At 38.2% G+C, this 21,588-nt stretch carries 16 protein-coding genes and 2 tRNA genes; 14 read left to right on the forward strand and 4 right to left on the reverse strand.

Going from position 1 to position 21,588, the window contains the following annotated elements:
- The first annotated feature begins 1 nt into the window (after position 1).
- Positions 2-463 (forward strand): short chain dehydrogenase, encoded by a 462-nt coding sequence (locus tag AW17_RS03775; RefSeq protein ID WP_342421133.1) that lies wholly within the window; start codon positions 2-4, stop codon positions 461-463.
- Positions 464-567: 104 nt separating this feature from the next.
- Positions 568-1,074 carry a GNAT family N-acetyltransferase gene (locus AW17_RS03780; protein ID WP_029274789.1) on the forward strand — a complete coding sequence of 169 codons (507 nt, stop codon included), beginning with the start codon at positions 568-570 and terminating at the stop codon, positions 1,072-1,074.
- A gap of 152 nt (positions 1,075-1,226) precedes the next feature.
- On the opposite strand, the gene AW17_RS03785 is transcribed toward AW17_RS03780, so the two are convergent.
- From AW17_RS03785 to era, 4 genes are all read right to left on the reverse strand, one after another.
- Positions 1,227-1,736, reverse strand: coding sequence for a GNAT family N-acetyltransferase (locus AW17_RS03785; RefSeq protein WP_029274790.1), 510 nt, complete (start codon positions 1,734-1,736; stop codon positions 1,227-1,229).
- Positions 1,737-2,132: 396 nt separating this feature from the next.
- Complete coding sequence (gene der / locus AW17_RS03790) at positions 2,133-3,434, reverse strand: ribosome biogenesis GTPase Der (RefSeq protein WP_029274791.1); 1,302 nt, start codon at positions 3,432-3,434, stop codon at positions 2,133-2,135.
- A 154-nt stretch (positions 3,435-3,588) separates the two neighbouring features.
- The gene (locus AW17_RS03795; protein ID WP_029274792.1) at positions 3,589-4,095 is read right to left on the reverse strand and encodes a TlpA family protein disulfide reductase; all 507 of its coding nucleotides are present in this window, start codon (positions 4,093-4,095) and stop codon (positions 3,589-3,591) included.
- A gap of 16 nt (positions 4,096-4,111) precedes the next feature.
- Positions 4,112-5,008 (reverse strand): GTPase Era, encoded by an 897-nt coding sequence (gene era, locus AW17_RS03800; protein WP_029274793.1) that lies wholly within the window; start codon positions 5,006-5,008, stop codon positions 4,112-4,114.
- 115 nt (positions 5,009-5,123) lie between these two features.
- On the opposite strand from era, the gene AW17_RS03805 reads away from it, so the two are divergent.
- The 12 genes from AW17_RS03805 (at position 5,124) to AW17_RS03855 (ending at position 21,548) form a co-directional block, all read left to right on the forward strand.
- Positions 5,124-5,199, forward strand: a tRNA-Met gene (locus tag AW17_RS03805).
- A gap of 70 nt (positions 5,200-5,269) precedes the next feature.
- Positions 5,270-5,341: transfer RNA gene (locus AW17_RS03810), tRNA-Glu, on the forward strand.
- A gap of 301 nt (positions 5,342-5,642) precedes the next feature.
- Positions 5,643-6,611, forward strand: a complete 969-nt coding sequence (locus AW17_RS03815) for a site-specific integrase (RefSeq protein ID WP_245235003.1) — start codon at positions 5,643-5,645, stop codon at positions 6,609-6,611.
- An 11-nt stretch (positions 6,612-6,622) separates the two neighbouring features.
- Positions 6,623-6,889, forward strand: a complete 267-nt coding sequence (locus AW17_RS24825) for a tyrosine-type recombinase/integrase (protein ID WP_245235004.1) — start codon at positions 6,623-6,625, stop codon at positions 6,887-6,889.
- Complete coding sequence (locus AW17_RS03820; RefSeq protein WP_245235005.1) at positions 6,886-7,653, forward strand: metallophosphoesterase; 768 nt, start codon at positions 6,886-6,888, stop codon at positions 7,651-7,653. Before AW17_RS24825 ends, AW17_RS03820 begins: the two co-directional genes overlap by 4 nt.
- A gap of 388 nt (positions 7,654-8,041) precedes the next feature.
- Positions 8,042-8,956: a DUF6263 family protein gene (locus AW17_RS03825; protein ID WP_029274795.1), complete on the forward strand. Its 915-nt coding sequence runs from the start codon at positions 8,042-8,044 to the stop codon at positions 8,954-8,956.
- 153 nt (positions 8,957-9,109) lie between these two features.
- Entirely contained in the window at positions 9,110-10,981 is a 1,872-nt protein-coding gene (locus tag AW17_RS03830) for a M61 family metallopeptidase (protein WP_051691617.1), read from the forward strand.
- Positions 10,982-10,997: 16 nt separating this feature from the next.
- Complete coding sequence (locus tag AW17_RS03835) at positions 10,998-13,958, forward strand: M16 family metallopeptidase (protein WP_029274797.1); 2,961 nt, start codon at positions 10,998-11,000, stop codon at positions 13,956-13,958.
- 164 nt (positions 13,959-14,122) lie between these two features.
- Positions 14,123-14,731: an RNA polymerase sigma factor gene (locus AW17_RS03840; RefSeq protein WP_029274798.1), complete on the forward strand. Its 609-nt coding sequence runs from the start codon at positions 14,123-14,125 to the stop codon at positions 14,729-14,731.
- Positions 14,732-14,872: 141 nt separating this feature from the next.
- A complete protein-coding gene (locus AW17_RS03845) occupies positions 14,873-16,045 on the forward strand; it encodes a FecR family protein (RefSeq protein ID WP_051691618.1) in 1,173 nt (390 codons plus the stop codon).
- Between the two features lie 188 nt (positions 16,046-16,233).
- A complete protein-coding gene (locus AW17_RS03850) occupies positions 16,234-19,719 on the forward strand; it encodes a TonB-dependent receptor (RefSeq protein WP_029274800.1) in 3,486 nt (1,161 codons plus the stop codon).
- Between the two features lie 110 nt (positions 19,720-19,829).
- Positions 19,830-21,548, forward strand: coding sequence for a RagB/SusD family nutrient uptake outer membrane protein (locus tag AW17_RS03855; RefSeq protein ID WP_029274801.1), 1,719 nt, complete (start codon positions 19,830-19,832; stop codon positions 21,546-21,548).
- Positions 21,549-21,588: the final 40 nt, after the last annotated feature.

The raw sequence follows: 21,588 nt of genomic DNA on the forward strand, positions 1-21,588 counted from the left end.
GATTAAAGCCATGTTTAAGCAGATTGGGCCATTCGATGCCTTGATCAGTACGAGCGGAAAAGGCCCTTTTGCTCCTATAAGCCAGATGACGGGTGAAGTATTTAAGAGTGGCTTACTGGATAAACTATTGGGCCAGGTTAACCTCGTGCTTATCGGTCAGCATTACATTAATAAAGGTGGTTCATTTACGCTAACTTCGGGCATATTGGCTGATCATCCGTTTGCTGCAGGTGCCGCACTAAGCGCAATAAACGGAGGGTTAAATTCTTTTGTTCTCGCTGCTGCTCCAGAACTCGAAAATGGGGTTCGTATAAACGCCGTTAGTCCTAACGTGGTTGAAGATTCGCCTGCTTATTTCGATTCTTTTCCCGGCGAAATTCCGGTTACCATGGAGAAAGTGGTTAAAACTTACGAGAAAAGTGTACTGGGCATTGTAACCGGGCAGGTAATAAAGGTTTATTAATTACGCTCGGCATTTTAAGAGATTTTTTTTAACAAAAGCTTGTTCTAAAATTTCGGTTATTCAAAACCCAAAACTTTATATTAGTCTATCTAACAAACTCAAGCATGATAGAAACAGAACGCCTCATTTTAAGACCATTAACACACGATCAGCTTTTAAAATACATTAAAGATGATCATTCACTTGAAGAAGAGTTTGGCCTTTTGCCAACCAAAAAAAACATCTCTTCTTCGCTTCACGATGCTCTGGAAGAAACGATTTTACCTAACGTTTTCGATAAGGATAAAGATTATCTGTACCATACCTTATGGACAATCATATCTAAACCCGATCATAGAATGGTAGGCGATATCTGTTTTGTTGGTGAGCCTGATCCAAATGGCGAAATTGAAATCGGCTATGGTACTTACGAAGAATTTAGAGGTAAGGGCTTTATGACTGAAGCGGTTGGTCAATTAATAGAATGGGCCAAGGAGCAGCCAAAAGTGAAATCCGTTTTTGCCGCCACTACAAAAGATAATGTGGCCTCGTATTCCATTTTAGAAAAAAACAACTTTATCCATCTTGGAGAAGTGGATGATATGTTAAGCTGGAAAATTGAATTGAAGTGACTTAATCTATCGTCCTCGTTTGTAACGAGGATGTACGAGTATGCCGATTGTATCGGCTTAAGTGATTCGAACACATTGCAAATGTGTATTTCACTCATCCTCGTTACAAACGAGGACGATAATGATTACCGTTGATGCACGTTTGCAATGCGCTACAGCAGGATCTCAAACAAACTTAAACTGATTCCTTCATAGTGTTTCGGTAGTCCATCAGTTTTTTCCATGCTTACTGCCCCAACATAATCAAAGCCACAGCCTGTATAATATTCGAGTAATTTTTCATTATCTGCCCAGGTGTCCATTCTGATAAATTTAATGTTGTTTTTTGGTGCGTAATCTTTAGCCCACTTGATAATTTCCTTCACAAAAGAATAACCTCTAAATTCGGGGTGGGTTACAATCCTGTGGATATAAATCGCATCATGATCGCGATCTCCCCAAATTAACTGATCGTTAAACGTAACGGCAAATACACAGGCCACCACCCCATCTACAAGAATTTTATATTGGCGGTTTTCATCAATTTCGGTTTGCACCATTTCTCTGCTAAAGCCTTGCCAGTGTTTATTAAATACTTTTTTCTGGTGGGCAATAGCCATATCGTAAAACTCGAAAATGACATCGATGTCGGATGCCAGGCTGTTTTGTACTTGTAATTGCATGAAGTAAAGGTAAGGGTATTTTTTTTCCGTAAGTTTCGTTAGTCGGGATTTGTAATCCCGTCTTTGGAGTTAGCCTTTCATGGATTGCAAATCCACAGAACAGCGCGACGAGATTACAAATCCCGACGAACAAAAAAAGTATCTGCTGTCATTCTGAACGCAGTGAAGAATCCCTAGCCTACGAAACACTGCCCTCCAAACTGTCACGGCATGAACGTTAGTAAATTCATTAAAGTACACTGTAAACACCATACAAATTCTTCACTGCGTTCAGAATGACATGAATAGCAAAAACAAAACAGGGCTGCTTTCTCTTTCGAATGCAAGCCCTGCTAATATTTTAATCCGGTGTTTTTCAGCCTTAAACCTTCCACCTTTAAACCTTCAACCTCAAACCTATTTTTGTCTGAAATAAATCTGGATCGGTGCACCAGAAAAATCGAAGTTTTCTCTCAATTTATTCTCGATGAAACGTTTATACGGATCTTTAATGTACTGTGGCAAGTTGCAGAAGAAGGCAAACATTGGCGAAGTAGCATTAATTTGCGTGATGTATTTGATTTTAATGTGTTTCCCTTTTAATGCCGGTGGTGGGAATTTCTCGATCAGTGGCAACATCACATCATTCAATTTAGATGTAGGGATTTTCTTGCTACGGTTTTTATAAACTTCTAAAGCCGCTTCAATTGCTTTAAAAATACGTTGCTTATTTAATACCGAAGTAAATACAATTGGCACATCGGTAAACGGGCGGATACGCTCATGAATCTGCTCTTCGAAAGCTTTCATCGTTTGCGTATTTTTTTCGATCAGATCCCATTTATTAACCAAAATTACGATCCCTTTTTTGTTCTTCTCGGCCAGGTGGAAGATATTGATATCCTGACTTTCGATTCCTTCTACTGCATCGATCATTAATACCACAACATCAGCTTCTTCTAAAGCTTTAATGGTACGCATTACCGAATAAAACTCTAAGTTTTCTTTAACCTTTGTTTTTTTACGTAATCCTGCAGTATCGATCAGCATAAACTCATGACCGAACTGGTTATAATGAATTTTGATCGAATCGCGGGTTGTACCTGCATTTGCAGTAACAATATTACGCTCTTTACCTATTAATGCATTAACCAAAGAAGACTTGCCCACATTCGGACGACCTGCAATGGTAATTTTAGGCAATTGGTTTTCTTCTTCCGGGATATCTTCGAAATTTTTAACAACCTCGTCCAACAACTCTCCTGTTCCAGAACCCGTCATTGATGACAATGCATATACATCACCTAATCCGAAACCATAAAAAGTATGGATTTCGTTATATAAAGCGGTATTGTCTACTTTATTTGCACAAACATAAACAGGTTTATTACTTCTGCGCAGTACCTGGGCAATATCATCATCTAAATCGGTGATGCCTGTGGTTACATCCACCATAAAGATTAATACACTGGCTTCTTCGATGGCGATCATTACCTGCTCGCGGATGGCGGCTTCGTAAACATCTTCTGAGTTGGCTACATAACCACCAGTATCGATTACTGTAAATTGTCTGTCTGTCCACTCACCCACTCCATAGTGCCTATCGCGGGTTACCCCGCTGATATCATCTACAATCGCCTTACGGCTTTCGGTTAATCTATTAAAAAGGGTGCTCTTGCCTACGTTTGGCCTGCCTACGATGGCTATAATATTACTCATGGTGTTCTTTTGATAGTTAATGGCTTATAGTTAATGGTCGTGATGTTTAGGCAAGCTGCTCAAACTATTTGGCTATCAGCCATTGACTATCAACTACTAACCGATTTATTTCGGGCTGCAAAGGTAAGGTTAATTTTCGTAACCTCCATTAATATTAATTTTTATACTTTTCTAAAAGTCCTTTTATTACCTCTTCGGTTAATTGATTTCCTTGCAATAAGGGAAAGCCCTCCCACCTAACAATTCCTTTCGGATCGATAAGAATAGCATGCGGGATGCCTTTAACCTGAAGTGAGTCTTTTACCGTTCCCTTAGTGTCTATGGCTTCAAAATAGTTGATTTTAGGATTATTAAAAGCTTCTACTTTTTCTGCTGCTTCATCAGAAACACCAATAATTACAATTTTATCGGCATATTTCTTTTGAAGATCGTTTAATGTAGGGATATATGCCCTGCATGGTCCGCACCAGGTTGCCCAAAAATCGATCAGCACAAACTTCCCTTTGGTATCGGGCTGGTTCGAAATCCATTTTTCAACAACTAAGTCTGGCGCTTTTTCGTTCAGGATAGATTTTGCCCACAATTTTTTACCATTGTTTGATTCCTGGGCAAAAACTGCTGTACCGATCAGCAGTAAGAGAAACGTCAAATTTTTCTTCATATCCTAAAAATCGAAATTAATTATCGTAACCGAAGCTTTTTAAATAATTCTTTTTACTTCTCCAATCGGGAATTACCTTCACAAACATTTCCAGAAAAACCTTGTTGTCTAAAAATTTCTCAATCTCTAAACGCGCTTCGGTACCTACCTTTTTCAGCATGCTTCCGGCCGTACCGATTAAAATGTTCTTTTGCGAATCGCGTTCGACCACAATTTCTGCAGTAATCCTGATCAATGCACCCTTACCATTTTTCATTTCCTCTTCTTTAAAACTCTTCACAATTACCTCAGTACTGTAAGGAATTTCTTTCTGATAATTAAGGAAAATTTTTTCACGGATAATCTCCGAAACAAAGAAACGTTCTGAGCGATCAGTCAAATCTTCTTTGTCGTAATATGGTGGATGCTCTGGCAACATTTCGAGCACGCGATCCAATAATCCGTCGACATTGTGTTTATGCAAAGCCGAAATTGCATAAATAGCAACCGGATTTAGCTTCTCCTGCCAGTAGGCAATCTTCTCATCAACCTGTTCTTGTAATGCTTTATCTATTTTATTGATGAGTACAATTGTGGGGATGTTACGGTTCAGAATTTTCTCCAGAACGTCTTCCTCATCATGCTCTTCGTTGATGTCGGTTACGAATAAAAGTACGTCCGCATCGGTCAAAGATCCGTTAACAAAGCTCATCATACTCTCTTGTAAACTGTATTTTGGCTTAATTATACCCGGAGTATCAGAGAAAACGATCTGATATTCTTCTTCATTTACGATACCTAAAATGCGGTGTCTTGTGGTTTGTGCCTTAGGAGTTATAATGCTAAGTCGCTCGCCTACAAGCACATTCATGAGGGTAGATTTACCTACATTTGGTTTACCTATTATACTAACAAAACCTGCTTTATGCGCCATTAAAATATTTTTAAAAAAAAATTTGCAGCACAAAGAAACGAATTATATCTTTGCATTCCAATTCGGAAACAGAGTTAAGGATTTAATTCAAAGAAAAAAAACGAGTTGTATAGAGTGCGGGGTGGAGCAGTTGGTAGCTCGTCGGGCTCATAACCCGAAGGTCGCACGTTCGAGTCGTGTCCCCGCTACCAATTCAGTTGGTAGTTCTCAGTTGGCAGTTTTAATTGCTTACTGAAAATTGGAAATTTAAAACTGAAAAATGGCCCGTTCGTCTAGGGGTGAGGACGCCAGATTTTCATTCTGGAAACAGGGGTTCGATTCCCCTACGGGCTACAAATTTCAATATCAAAACGTTTAAAAGGCTGTAAATTTAAGATTTACGGCCTTTTTTGTTTTACAGACAAGTCAAAAAGTACACGAATTCCCATACTATCAGTGAGTACCTCCGTCAAAATAGGCACTCACTGAAAAGGACTTAAGAAACTGATTTACAGCTAGTTAATTAATTGAACATCTTGGTTACGATTGACCACATTGCTAGATTTGCATCGTCTATTCTATTATTTTTTATAGGCGATGCAGCTCAATCCCGAAAATCGGGCTTGGGTTACTAACCTATTAATGTATCAATTTTATGAGTCAGAATTATTCTCTTCATTTTTTCTTGAAGAAACCAAAGTACTACAAGGGTGGCGCAAAGGCCATCTACATGCGGATTACGGTAAACAACGGCGTCCCAAAAGAAGCCTCGATTGGCAGAATGTGCGATCCGAACGATTGGATTTCGAGTGTAAACCGTGCAAGGGGAAACTCCGAACCTGCACGGACACTGAACAGTTACATCGATGCCATCGACAGAAAAATCGAGCAGATCCATACCCATCTTAAAAAGATGGCGCAGGAAATTTCTGCTGAAACCATGATGAACGCATACCTCGGAAAAGAGGAAAAGCAAAAATTCCTGATGGAAATCTTCGAAGACCACAATAAAAAAATGGAAGCTTCTATCGGGAAAGGTTTCAAGGCGAATACCTTAAAGGGCTACAAATCTTCTGTAATCCACCTAACCGCCTATCTGCTCAAAGACTATAAAAGCAAGGATATCGACATTAGGAAAATTGACCATGCCTTTATTATCGGTTATGAATTTTATCTGCGGACGGAAAAAGAGATCAGCGATGTTTCGGTCGCAAAATACATGAAACACTTTAGAAAGATTGTTAATCTCTGCCTCGCCCACCGTTGGATTGAATATAATCCCTTTGTTTTCTATAAGAATAAGGCGAAGGCAAAAGACAAGGGATTTTTATCCAGCGACGAACTGAATGAAATAGCCAACAAAGAATTCGGAATTAAAAGACTTGATCAGGTTAAGGACATCTTTCTTTTTAGTTGTTACACTGGTCTTTCTTATGCCGATGTGAAGAAGCTGAGCCGTTCGGAGATTAAAAAGGGAAATGACGGCAAGCTGTGGATTTTCACCAATGGGGAAAAGAATGAAATTGCTTCAAACGTACCATTATTGGCCATTCCGAAAAAATTGATGGATAAGTACAGCGAACATCCAGATTGTAAAATGAAGGCTTGGTTTTGCCCGTATTGAGCAATCAGAAGATGAACAGTTACCTGAAGGAGATTGCCGACCAATGCGGAATTACAAAAACACTGACTTTTCAAATTGCTAGGCATACTTTTGCAACTACCGTTACCCTTAGTAATAATGTGGCAATGGAAACGGTTTCCAAGATGCTTGGGCATAAGGATTTGAAGACCACGCAGCATTATGCGAAAGTTTTGGATGCGAAAGTAGGTAAGGATATGAGTGAGCTAGAAGAGAAATTAGCCATAAATAAAGTAAATTTGTCCCAAGCCAAACCATGAAGATGATAAACATTCAATACGCCTCGGACTTGCATCTGGAATTTCCAGAAAATAGAAATTGGCTACAGCAAAACGCTTTGATTCCATCGGCTGAGATTTTAGTCTTAGCAGGAGATATCGTTCCTTTTGCACTCATGGAAAAACACAGTTATTTCTTTGACTGGTTAGCGGATCACTTTAATCAGGTCTACTGGATACCAGGAAATCATGAATATTATTATTCTGATGTTACCGAGCGTTGTGGCTCTTTTACCGAGGAAATCCGAAAGAATGTGCTGCTGCTTAACAATATGTCCGTGCAGGTTGAGCATTGTCTATTGATCTTTTCGACCTTATGGTCGAAGATCAGTCTGGAAAACCAGTGGCATATTCCTCCTCGAATGGGAGACTTTCAGGTCATCAACCACAATGGGGGTACGTTTACGCCAGCGCATTTTAATAAGCTCTATGAGCAGAATTTGGATTTTTTAGACGGTACACTTTCTGGAAATCAGGGGCTTAAAAAGGTGGTGGTTAGCCATCATGTGCCTACACTTCAACATTATCCGCCTGCTTATTTAGGGAGTATTTTAAATGAAGCCTTTGCCTCGAATCTGGACGATTTTATTGTAAACCGTGAACCCGATTATTGGATTTTTGGACATCATCACCAAAATATAACTCAGTTTGAAATCGGCAAAACTAAGTTATTGACTAATCAGCTAGGGTACGTTCGCTATAATGAACAATCTGGATTTGATAGGACAAAAACATTCTCATTATAATAAACCTATTTATCGTCAATAAACTAGTATGGTTTATTGACGACTATTTCAATTATTCCCTTCGCTCTTTTGCGGCCTACGGAACCGCCCGCCCACAATTCCATCGCACAGGTTCCCGTTTTGGTGTCTACGGAAATTAACCCCTTTTTGCATTGGGTTGGAATATTCGTGTCCGCAGGTAAGTTGTTTAGTCAAAAAGTGGATCTTAAACGTATTTAATCTCTTATCTCGAAAATACTTTATAATACTTAAAAATATTATGGATGGTTCAATAGTAGTTTTCTTTTTTGTTTACGTCATAGAATATTAATGTTACAACAAAAAACAAATTAATATTTAGTTCGAAAAGAACTTTAGTTTACTAACCTAATATTTATTAAAACCAAAAATGAAAAATAGCAAAGCTATAATGACTATTCTTTTTGTATGCACAGCCTTTTCGGGTATGGCGCAAAAAGCACTACAATTACATCTGCAAGTAGGCGATAAATGGTATCACGAACTAAAAAGAACCAACAGCAGTCAGGATATGAACGAACAGGGAGGTGTTTTAGAGTTGAACGATGAAAATATATTGGGCAGCACTTATGAAGTATTGGCCGCCGATAAAGGCACTTACGATATTAAACTTACCTACAACAGTATTAAATTTCAGGCCACAGAACCTGGTAGTGATGATAAAATAACTTTCGATTCGCAAAAACAGGAAGATATGGATGGTGATGGAGGTGAGAAAGTAAAAGCAGTAATCGGAAAAAGTTATGTTTTTACCATCGACGCCAACAGCCGCAAAATAATTACCATTAAAGAACGCCCTGTAAAAGATACAGCTCAGGCACAATCGCCTTCTGGTATAGAGCCGGCAATTAACTTCTTTCCTTATAACGATAATCAATTGAAAAGAAGAGTTGAAACCATTTTTGGAGGAACCATGCCTGATGAAAAACCCGTAAACGGTACTAAATGGGATAAAACCTATTCCGAGAAAAATGCAGGCATCACTCAAGCAACAACGGTTTCTTATACCGTTAACCGTATCGATGGAGATAAAATTTATCTTGATGCAATAACCAAAATGACTGTAGATGGAACACCCGATGGAACAGCGGAGTTGGGAGAAATAAAAGTGTCGGCTCTTTTCAACGGCACCGGCACCTTAAATATAAATAAAACAACCGGCATTATGAGCGAAGCTAAAAGTGTAATAAGAGGCACACAAACCATGACAACTCCTAATGGTAGGCAAAAACTGAGTATGGCTGTTTCCTACGTCGAAACAGTTAAAAAAGTAGGTGCAAATTAGCGTCATCCTTTATATTTTTTAGCATTAGATACAATATTGGATAGGCTTTTTATCCTTGCTGATGTTTTGCAAGATTATATTTTGTGCTCACATATTATTAGGAATTCTAAATGCAAGTTGTTTAGAAAAACTGTCAACGATTAATCAGATTTAATGAAGAATTTTTTATTTTCTATTTTGTTTGCAGGTCTTGTGGCGGCAAACCCTATCAGTCTTTTTGCCCAATCTAAATACCAGTATAAGATTAATCTTGCTGGGGCAACCAATCATACGGTGCAGGTCGAATTAATTACGCCTACTATTAAGCAATCCAGTATCGAATATTTTTTTCCAGCTATTGTTCCTGGAACCTATTCCATTGCCGATTATGGTCGCTTTGTAAGCAATTTTAAAGCTTTTGATAAACAAGGAAAAGAACTAACCGTTGAGCATAAGAACCAAAACACTTGGAAAATTGGCAATGCACAACAGCTATATAAAATTACTTATGTGGTAGAAGATACATGGCATACAAATATCAAGGGAAATAAAATTTACCCGATGGGGGGAACCAATATCGAACTAAACAAACAGTATGTTATCAATACGTTCGGTTTCTTTGGTTATTTCAATCAGCTAGAAAAATTGCCTTTTGATGTAGAGTTTCAGAAACCTTCGGGCTTTTATGGGTCAACGGCACTGGTGCCATCAAGCAGTACGGAAACAACCGATTTATTTCAATTAAAAAGTGTACACGAGTTATACGATTCGCCCATTATGTATTGCAAGCCCGATACCGTTAGTGTAAATCTTGGTCGTACGCAGGTGCTTATTTCCGTTTACTCTCCGGATAAACAGGTACATGCTGCCACATTAGCTAAAGCGATGGAAAACTTGCTCATGGCTACACAGGCCTATCTTGGTGGCAAACTGCCCGTAAAAAAATATGCCTTCCTGTATAGTTTTAATGATGAAGTAAATCCAAAAGAAGTATCTGGTGCTTTAGAACATAGTTATTCTTCATTTTATGCATTCCCGCAATTGGAAGAACCTGTAGCAAAATCTGTTATGACGAATATATCGGCACACGAATTTTTTCATATCCTTACGCCATTGTCCATCAGTTCTAAAGAAGTTAGAGAATTTAATTATCAGCAACCCGTTTTGTCAAAACATTTATGGTTGTACGAGGGGTCAACAGAATATGATGCGCATCATGTGCAGGTTAAATCGGGTTTAACCACTACAACACAATTTTTCAAAGCACTAACCGCAAAAATCATAAAGTCTAAAAGAGAATTTAAAGATTCACTCCCTTTTACTGTAATGAGCAAAGAAGTAGCAACCACTTACGCCGATCAATACCCAAATGTTTACGAAAAAGGAGCTTTAATTAGTGCTTGTTTAGATATTTACCTATTAAAATTATCTGGTGGAAAATACGGACTAACAGCATTGAAACATGATTTGGGGATAAAATTTGGTAATGGCAAATACTTTAATGATGACCAACTGTTTGATGAAATAGCTGAGCTCAGTTTTCCCGAAGTAAAAGATTTCCTTAATAAATATGTAGCCGGCACAACACCGATACCTTACAGCGATTTTTTTGCCTTGGCAGGCGTGTCTTATCACGATTATATAAAAAGTGAGGTGGCTTCTATTGGCAACATTAGCATAACATCACTTGGTGTAGATAACGTTTGTATTGTAAATGCCGGCAATATGGATGCCTTTGGCAAAGCAATGCAATACAAATTGATGGATGAGATTGTACAAATGGATGATATGGCTGTTAACGCAAATAATTATATCGATGTTATAAACAAGGTAAAACAAAAAATAAAACAAGGTGATACACTAACGGTAATTGTAAAACGTAAAAATGCTGTAGGCAAAATGGAAGAAGTAAAACTGTCGGCAACTGTATCAGCATTAAGAGAAAAAGTAGAACAACATTATAAAATGGTGTTGATAGAAGATAGCGAACTTACTCCTTCTCAGTGCTTAGTTAAAAACGCTTGGATAAAAAATAATTATAATTAAAAAGAGGTAAAATTTTATGAAAATTAAATTAATTCTACCATTATTCGTTTTTTGTTATCTGTTGATAGGTGTTTTCTCGGGCAATGCTGTTGCCCAAAATAAATACAATTGGAAAGAGGTCGTTACAGGTAAATATAAATACCGTTACGTAACAAACGATGTACAGAATGTAAGGTTTTATACATTGCAAAACGGTTTGCAGGTGATATTGCATGTAGATAAAAAAGAACCACGTGTAATTTATAAAATGGTGGTAAGAACAGGCAGTAATAACGATCCGGCAGAGCATACAGGTTTGGCGCATTACCTAGAGCATTTATTGTTTAAGGGTACCGATAAATATGGAACGCTTAACTGGGAGAAAGAAAAGCCATACTTGAGCCACATAGAAGAATTGTACGAAGCCTATAATCATACCACTAACGAAAGCGAAAGAAAAGTCATTTATCGTCAAATAGATTCTATTTCGGGCATTGCTTCCAAATACGCCATTGCCAATGAATATACCAATATCATGAAAGAAATGGGCTCGCAGGGTACCAATGCACATACCGAGTTCGATGCTACCGTATATGATGAAAATGTGCCAGCAGGTGCGTTGGATAAATTGCTACAAGTACAGGCCGAACGCTTCCGCAATCCTATCTTCCGTCTTTTTCATACCGAGTTGGAGGCTGTATATGAAGAAAAGAACAAAGGTTTGGATGGTGATGATTTCAGGATGTTCGAAACCGTTAATTCAACGCTGTACCCCAACAGCAATTATGGGCAACAAACCACTATTGGTACAATAGAGCATTTAAAAAATCCATCCTTAAAAGCTATTAAGCAATTTTACGATACCTATTATGTGCCAAACAATATGGGCCTTATTTTATCAGGCGATTTTAATGCCGATGAAATCATTCAAAAGATAGATCAATATTTTTCCTATATGCGGCCCGGTAAGTTAACTGCTTTTTTGCAGGCTATAGAGCCCGATTTTGCCACTCCGGTTGTAAAGGAAATTACGAGCCCCACACCAGAGGTTGGTGTACTTGCTTTCCGTATACCGTTTAAAGGCACTAATAGTAAAGACGAGCTGTTGGTAAACCTGCTTAGTCAGCTATGCTCTAATGGAAAAGCCGGGTTGTTCGATATCGATATCAATATGCCGCAAAAAATGCAAATGGCAGGGATTGAGCTTTTGGGCACCTATCAAAAATATATTACCCTGTTGGGCGTGGCGATGCCTAAAACGGGTCAAACTACCGATCAGGCTTTAGATTTGCTATGGCAAGAAATTAAAAAAGTAAAGAATGGCGATTTTGACGAGAAGCTTTTAACGGCGATTAAAAACAATATCGAATTGGAAGTGAGCATGTCTAAAAGAAATAATATAGCCACTTTAATGACATTGGAAAGGGGTTTTATAGCCGATAGATGCCAAACATGGAATAACGAAGCCTCTTTTTTAGAGATTTTAAACGCAGTTACCAAACAAGAATTGGTTGATTATGCCAACCGCGTATTTACAGGTAATTATGTTTGCGTGTATAAACGAAAAGGGAAATCGACAAACACTGCCAAAATAGTTAAGCCCAAAATTACACCCATCACCATTAATAAAACAGATAGGTCTGCATTTTCGAAAAATTTGGATGCCATTCCTGTACCTGCAACAAAACCTGTATGGCTAAATTTTGATAAAGCTATTTCGCATAGCAAAATAAATAACGCAAGGTTTTTGTATACAACTAACAAAGAAAACGGGTTTTTCGAACTGCAATATCGGTTTGATATGGGAAGCTGGAACTCGAATTTATTGCCTGTTGCGGTAAATTATTTGAGTTTATTGGGTACAGATAAATATTCGGCCGAAGACCTTAACAAAGAGTTTTATCAATTGGCTTGCGAGTATTCTATACGTGTAAGTGATAAAAGTACAGCAATTGTTGTATCAGGCATTCAGAAAAATTTTGATAAAGCAGTAGCGTTGTTAGAGCATTTGCTAGCTAATTGCAAACCGACAGCAGAAAGTTTAAATAAGCTGAAAGAAAAACTGAAGAAAGAAAGGATTGATGCAAAAATATCGAAAGAAGCCTTGATGAAAGGTTTGGTTAGCTATGCCGTTTATGGAGCCAAAAATCCATTTAGTCAGGCGGGAAGTTTACAACCCGATCAATTAGATGCTCCTGCATTGGTTAACCTCTTGCATCAGCTTACCCGTTACAAACATCTTATTACATATTACGGACCAGAATCGCTTCAAACCATTACTCAAAAGATAAAAAGCAGCCATCAAATGCCGTCTTCTTTCACATCGATACCGGCTCCTGCTGTTAACTTTCAGCCACGCATTTTAGAAGAAAATGAAGTGTATGCCGCCGATTTTGATATGCTGCAAACACAAATACAATGGGTTAGAAACATGCCTGGTTATCAGCCTTCGCTACAGGCTAACGTAAACCTGTATAACAATTATTTTGGCGATGGAATGGGATCGGTGGTTTTTCAGCAGTTACGTGAATCAAAGGCGCTTGCTTATTCAACGTCTGCAACATTTCAAGCCCCAGCTTATAAAAACGATTATTATCGGATGACTGCCTTTATTGGCTGTCAGGCCGATAAAATGGACGAGGCCATTAATGGAATGGATTCCCTGCTCAATGATTTGCCTCGTTCTGACGATGGCATACAGAACGCCAAAAGGAGTGTGCGTAAATCACTGGAAACACAACGGTTTACGGATGAAAAGGTAGTAGATTTTTATTTATTGTTGGAGAAAAAAGGACTATCAACCGATTTCCGTCAGCAGATATATGAAAGTTTAGAGGCGTTAAATTACAACGATCTTAAAGCCTTTGCCGATAAATACATTGCCCATAAAAAATATGCCTATTGCATAATAGGATCGAAAGATGTGCTTGAAGGAGCCGATTTGAAGAAATATGGAAATGTAAAAAAGCTCACCCCTGAGGAGGTGTTTGGTTATTAAAACAGCTTTCTGCAACACTTCTATTCTAGATTTATTGATGATAATTGAAAATCTTGTGTTCTGTTGACGAACACAAGATTTTATTTTTTTTGGGTCGATTATTGTTTCTAGCTTAAATAATCACTTTATAATATTATATATTTGATTTTTAGTATATTGTTTTCTTGAAGCTCTCCCCACCATACACAGAAGATGAACTGCTACATCAGATAGCTGCGGGGAATGAACAGGCTTTTCAGATCCTTTTTAAGAAGCATAGAGGCAGGTTATATCAATATATTTTGGGTATTGTAAAATCGAAGGAAGTAGCCGAAGAGTTGGTTCTCGATGTTTTCCTGAAAATATGGATGGGGAAAGATATCGTTACTCGTATAGAGAATATAGAAGCTTTCCTCTTTCGAGTAGCTTGTAATAAATCGATAGACTTTATTCGTAAGGCTTCGAAAAGCCCGAAACTAATTGATATTCTAGGGGATAATATTCAATTTGCTGACAACCGAAACCCAGAAACGCAATTGATTCAGCTAGAATATGAGAAAATCTTAAGAGAGGCGATAGACTTGTTGCCACCCAAACGTAAAGAGGTTTATCAAATGAGTAGGGAGCAGGGCTTATCACATTCGGAAATAGCAGAAAAATTATCAATCGCTAAAAGTACGGTAGCTAACCAGATTGTTGATGCACAAGGATTTATAAAATCCTTCCTGCTAAAAAATCTCGATCTCGCAATAATTCTTTCTTTATTATTACAGCAGGTAAAAAGTAATAAATAAAGCCCATATACCTCCTAAATTCCTAGAAATAATAAATAGTTAATAAATAATTAACTTGGGTAGTAGTATCCATGTTTTTTTTCGTCATTGTAATATAATTGATCTTATAGGAATCTATTTAATAAAATAAATTTAACGACTATGAATGCTCAGCTTCAAATATTGGTTGAAAAATATATCAACAATACCTGTTCTAAAAAAGAATTGGAAACTTTCTTTTTATTGGTAAGGGAATCAGTTGACGATGAACAATTGGAAGAGGTGTTATGGGTAGTTTGGGAAAAAACAAAAGGACAAAATAGTGATGTTAATATTAACTGGGATTACAAAATGTCACTTTTAATGGAAGAATTGGAAGAAAAAGTACCAGTTGTGTCTAGTACAACAAGTTGGCTTAGTTGGCAAAAAATTGCAGTGGCTGCATCAATTATTCTTGTATTAGGGATTGGATTTTGGACCTTCAATCGTGAAGGCAATTATAAGGCAGTAGAAATAGCACAGGATATATCGGCCCCTCAATCAAATCGTGCTATGATTAAACTAAATAATGGCCAACAAGTTTACTTAGATAAAGTCGCCGCTGGAACACTAGTTGCGCAAGGCAATGCAAATGTAATAAAGACTGTTGATGGAAAAATTGTTTACCAGACAAATGCTGATGCAGGTACAAAAATGGTTTATAATACCCTCATTAATCCAAAGGGTAGTCAGGTAATTGATATTACATTATCGGATGGAACTAAGGTTTGGTTAAATGCAGGTTCGACTTTATATTACCCAGTTGCTTTTATGGGTAAAGACAGAAAAGTAACCATTAACGGCGAGGGCTATTTTGAAGTGGCACATCGCACCGATATGCCATTTAAAGTAAGCAAAGCTGATATGGAAGTAACCGTTCTGGGAACCCATTTTAATGTAAAGGCATATGACAATGAAACTGATATTAAAGTAACACTTCTTGAAGGTTCTGTAAAAACAACAAAGCAGAACGGCCAATCTGCTAAGTTAAAACCAGGAGAGCAAGCCCGTATAACCAATAAAATTGAAGTACAAAAAGATGTTGATCTTAACGAGGTAATGGCTTGGAAAAAAGGTGTGTTCCAGTTTAAGGATGCAAATATTGAAGAGATTATGCGCCAAGTGAGTAGGTGGTACGATGTGGAGATTGCGTATGAAGGAGATGTATCCGATTTGAATTTTGCTGGCTCTGTATCAAGACAAGCTAATTTATCCGAGTTATTGAAACGTTTGGAAGCAACGGAAATGGTGAAATTTTCTATTAAATCAAAAAAACTATATGTAAAACCACAGTAAAAAAGAGAATTGCGTATTCAAGAAAAAACCAGTAGTGCAGCAACACTACCGGCTATAAGCTTGGATTAACTCAATAATTAAAATCCAGGAAGGAGTCTAATGTATAACCTAAACCAAAGCAAAACGAAGTTATGATTAAAAAACGATTCTGCAAAAACAGATGCGTAACCATTAAAGCGTTTCGAATTATGAAACTAATTACAATTTTTATGCTCTCTGGCTTTCTGTTGGCAAGTGCCAAAGGGAGAAGCCAAAATGTTACACTGTCTTTAAAGAATGCTACAATTGAAAAGGCATTCACCGAAATTCAACGACAAACAGGCTATGAATTTCTGTATAGTCCAAAGCTTATCAAAGAAGCTAAACCAGTTGACATCAATGTAAAAAACATCGGTATTGTTGAGGCACTCCGATTATGCTTTAAAAATCAACCATTCGGTTTTACCGTTATCGATAAAACGGTGGTCATTAAACCCAGGAAAGTTGAAATGGGAAAGGAAGGACAAGCGTCTCCTAAAAAAGCTGCCCCAATTATTATTACGGGTAAAACTTTAGATGAGAACGGCAAACCATTGGCCGGAGCAACAATTAAAATAAAAGGTACAAATTTTGTTACCGTTTCTGACCAGTTGGGCAACTTTACTTTACCCATACCCGATAACACATCAAATATTTTGGTGTTTTCTTATATCGGGTTCCAGGTGCAAGAGTATGTTGCAAAAGCTTCCGAAACCATTGCCATAGTAATGGTGCGTAAAATGTCGCCAATGAATGAAGTCGTGGTAGTTGGTTACGGAACACAAAAGAAAAAAGATATTTTAGGTTCTGTTTCTACCATAACAAGTAAAGATATTGCAAGCTCGCCTACTACAACTAGCATGTTCGAAATTTTAAACGGACGACTTGCCGGCTTAAATGTGATAAACAAAAGTGGGCAGCCAGGTAAGTACCAATATGATTTAATTACAAGGGGAAACTCTAATGGATTAAATCCGCCTACTCTGAGTGCGGGTCAGGGTGGTGCGCCTACTAGCCCTTTTAATAATACTCTTCTCAATAACCTTAATTTTGGCAATAGTATGCCTTATATTCTTATTGACGGTATTGAGGGCGATATGAATTTATTAAACCCACAAGATATTGAGTCTGTTACCTTGCTCAAAGATGCATCTGCAGCTATCTATGGTGTTCGTGCGGCCAATGGGGTACTCTTGGTAACCACTAAAAAAGGAATTAAAGGTAAAGTGATTATAGATTATCAGTACTTTGCGGGGTTACAGGGCATTCAACGCAGGCCTACCTTTTTACCTTCATGGCAACAAGCTGTGTTAATTAACGAGGTAATAGACAATGAGGGCATTATTAATGGTGCTGGTAGTGGTGGTGGTGGTTCAATTATTGGTGGCGGTATTAATGGTGGCAGCGTTGGCCCTTTAAGACCTCTTCATAAATTTACCGACGAAGAAATTCAGAAATACAAAGATGGTACCGACCCCAATTATCCTAATACAGACTGGATGGGCTTGGTATACCAAAAACCGGGTTTGCAGCAGCAGCATACGCTAAACTTTTCTGGTGGGGATGATAATACCTTGTATCGTATGTCTTTCGAATATTTGAATCAAAATGGTAACATAGAAGGCATAAATAGCAAACGTTATGGTGCTCGTATTAATTTAAAGAGTACCCCTTTTAAAACGCTGAAGATAGAAACAGGGCTAAACTTTAGTCATGCACCTGCACAAGAACCGGGCGGAAGCTCCGGATTTTTAGGAGATATTTTGGGCGGAGCCTATACAATCTCGCCCATGGTACCCTTAAAATATCAAAATGGAGCATATAGTACAACTAGTCAAATAAACCCTATAGCATGGTTGCATGCAGGTTCTTTTTATAAAGCAAGCAGTTCTACCATGAACGGAAACCTTGGGCTTACTTGGACGCCCATAGAAGATTTGGTAATTAAACCTTCTTTTGGATTTAATTATAACATTAATAATTACCAGGTATTTGCTGCTAGGCTTAATTCTTATTTTGATGGCCCTGCAGGTTCTCCGCTGGTTGTGAACACATGGCGCTCGCAGCTTATAAATCGCTATACAGAAAATACGAGCTCAGGCTTAGGTATTAATCCGCAAATAACGGCTTCTTATCAAAAAGTTAAAGGCGATCATTTGTTTGGTATTTTGGTGGGTGCTTCAGAAAGTTCAGGAAATAGTAACAATATTTTTGCCCAAAAAAAGAACCTTTTAAACAACAGCCTCCAATCACTCGATTTGGCTTCGGCTGATGGGCAAGTGTTAATGGGTAGTCGCTCTCAAGTTATACAGCAATCGGCATTTGGTCGTGTGTTTTATAACTACGGCGATCGTTATTATATTGAGCATACACTAAGGGGAGATGCCAGCACTACTTTTAATAGTGATAAAAGATGGGGTATTTTTCCTTCATTTGCTGCGGGCTGGTTAATATCAAACGAATCCTTTTTTCAGCACTCAACCAGTTTGTTAAAAACCATTAATTTTTTAAAATTGAAGGCTTCTTGGAGCAGGTTGGGCAATAATTCAATAGGCAATTTTGCATACCTCACTAGGCTAGGTGTTAGTAATTATTCCTTTAATAACCAGCTGCAATCTAGTTTAGAGCCCATGCTTCCTGGTAATTCAGATATCCGATGGGAGCAAACAACGATTAAGAATATAGGTTTAGATGCCGTTATGTTCAATAACAAGCTGACCGTTACGGTAGATGCCTACAATAAAACAACGAACGATATCTTATTAACAATAGGAGGGCCTGCTAATTATGGCTATCCAACTGCTCCAGCAGAAAATAAAGGGTCTATGTGGAACAAAGGTGTAGAAATTGCAATTTCTTATCAGGACAGGGTTGGCGAATTTGGCTGGTCGGCCAAAGGAGTTTTCAGTTACAACAAAAACAAAATTACAAATTTTATATATAAAACGCCAGCAAAAGAATTTGGCCAATTACGTCAGAACATTGAGGGGTATTCTTACGGTGCTTTATTTGGATTGCAGGCCGAGGGTATTTATCAAAACCAAGATGAAGTAAGTAAATCGGCTACATTAAACGATAAAGTAGGTCCTGGCGATATCAGGTACAAAGACCAAAACGGCGATGGTAAAATAACGACCGATGACATTGTGTATTTAGGAAACTCTATCCCGACCACAACATTAGGCTTGGCCTTAGGCGGAACTTGGAAAGGATTTGAACTTAACCTGTTTTTTACCGGATCAGCCGGTCGTAAAGCAAGTGTTGGCTCTGCTTTAGGGTCTATCGGCGATTATGACAATAAAGCTACCCCTGCTTTTTGGGATAGATGGACACCGAGCAACCCTACCGATAAGTTTCCTCGGGCCTGGGCTTATAATATGCAAAACAACCCGCAACAGTATGCTTCATCATTTTGGGTAAAGGATGCTTCTTATGTTCGTTTGCAAAACATTACCCTTGGCTACAGTTTTCATCCAAAATTTTTCGGAAAAGAAGTAGTAAAGGGTGTTCGGGTATTTTATTCTGCCTCCAACCTGTTTACATACTCACCTAATTTTTGGAAATGGTTAGACCCGCAAACAACGCAGGTAGAAGCCTCGGTTCTTAATTATCCATCGCCTACAATGCATGCACTAGGCGTTAATGTTCAATTTTAATTCATATACTAAATCAGTGCTTAGCATGAAACCGTCATGATTTTCAAATTACATAGTGGATTAAACAAATCATGACAACTTCATCACAAATGAAAATAAAATTTAAATAGATGAAAAAAATATATACTATAAGCTTGCTACTGATCTTACTGGGGTCTGGTGCTTGCAAAAAATTAAGCGATGTTGCCCCTTTGGCAGAATATACAGATAAAACGGTATGGTCTACAAAAGAAGATGTAGTGGCCGCTATTAATGGCTGTTATCGTAATTGGGAGCCAAGTGGCTTTCCGCTTCTTTTTAGAGATTGTTTAACGGATAACGAAGTAAACAAGGATTTTTTTGGAACAATGTACGAAAATTTTGCATCAGGCAATTACAATCCGGCTTCAATTACCGTATCTGATGATTTTTATAATTACGAAACCATTAATAAATGTAATTGGTTTCTGGAGAATGTTGACAGGGCAGGTGACGATATTGTTGATGCAGATTTTAAAAAGCGTACCAAGGCCGAAGCCCGCTTTTTAAGGGCTTACCGTTATTTCCTTTTATCGCAGTTTTATCGTAATGTACCGCTGGTATTACATACACAAACCATTGATGAGTCGCGTTTGCAAAAACAAGTTTCTAAAGCTGTAATTACCGAAACTATTTTAAACGAACTGGCAGCAATTGCGCCCGATTTACCTATTGAATATTTCGATTCTGCCGATAAGGGGCGCATTACCCGTGGAGCGGCCTTAGCTTTAAAAGCCCGTATCGAATTGTACAGTAAGAAATACGATGCTTGTATTGCCACCTGCAACCAGTTAATGACAGCACCGTTTACGTATAGCCTGTATAGCAATTTCGAGAATTTGTTTCGTCCGCAGTTCGAAAACAATGCCATGAACAAAGAGGTAATTCTCGATGCGCAGTATATGTTAGATTATAATCAAAAGAATGTATTATCCGCACTTGCTATAGCACCTGCCGGAAACAGCCAAATTGCCGTTACACAAAGCTTGGTAGATGCCTTTGAAACCTTAAATGGCCAAACCATTGGTGAAGATAATAGTTACAATCTGTTACAGCCATATCAAAACAGGGATCCACGGTTAAGTGCTACGATTATACGCCCAGGGTTGTTTTATAATGGTATTTTCTTCGATCCTATTACTCCTCCGAATGTTGGTATTATTGGAGGCCCTGTTCCTGCTGGTGGTGGAGGTCCTGTCCCTGCTGGTGGTGGAGGCCCAAGTAGCGGCTATGGTTCAATCCCTAGTAATTACAAAAAGGCTGCTTTTATGAATTCGCCCACTGGTTATAGTTTTAAAAAATACCTTGCAAATCTTAATGATTATTGGAATAGCACTTATGGTCTTAACCAGCTATCCAATACAGGTGGTAATGTAATTGTTATCCGCTATGCCGAAGTGTTACTTACTTACGCTGAAGCAAAAATAGAAGCCGGGCAAATTGACCAATCGGTATACGATGCCATTAATAAAGTAAGAGCTCGTGTAATGATGCCGGAGGTAAATACCTCTACCCATTCTGGCCAAACAGCCATGCGAGAATTAGTACGCAGAGAAAGAAGAGTCGAACTGGCTGGCGAAGGCTTGCGCTGGTTTGATATTGTAAGATGGCAAATAGGTTCCGATGTGATAAAAGATGTGTACGATTGCCTTAATGGTACAGTAAATCGGTCAAACGGTATGCTGACTCTTATACCCAATAGTAGCACAGTACAATTTAGCAGAACTTTTACGCCCAAGTATTATGTATTTCCAATACCGGCAAAAGAACTGCAAGCCAATACAAATCTGGTACAGAATACAGAATATTAATAAACAAATAGCAGGATTATGGATACAGCACTATTTAAAT

Origin of the sequence: Pedobacter borealis DSM 19626, from assembly GCF_000708285.2 — a bacterium.
Lineage (GTDB): Bacteria > Bacteroidota > Bacteroidia > Sphingobacteriales > Sphingobacteriaceae > Pedobacter > Pedobacter borealis.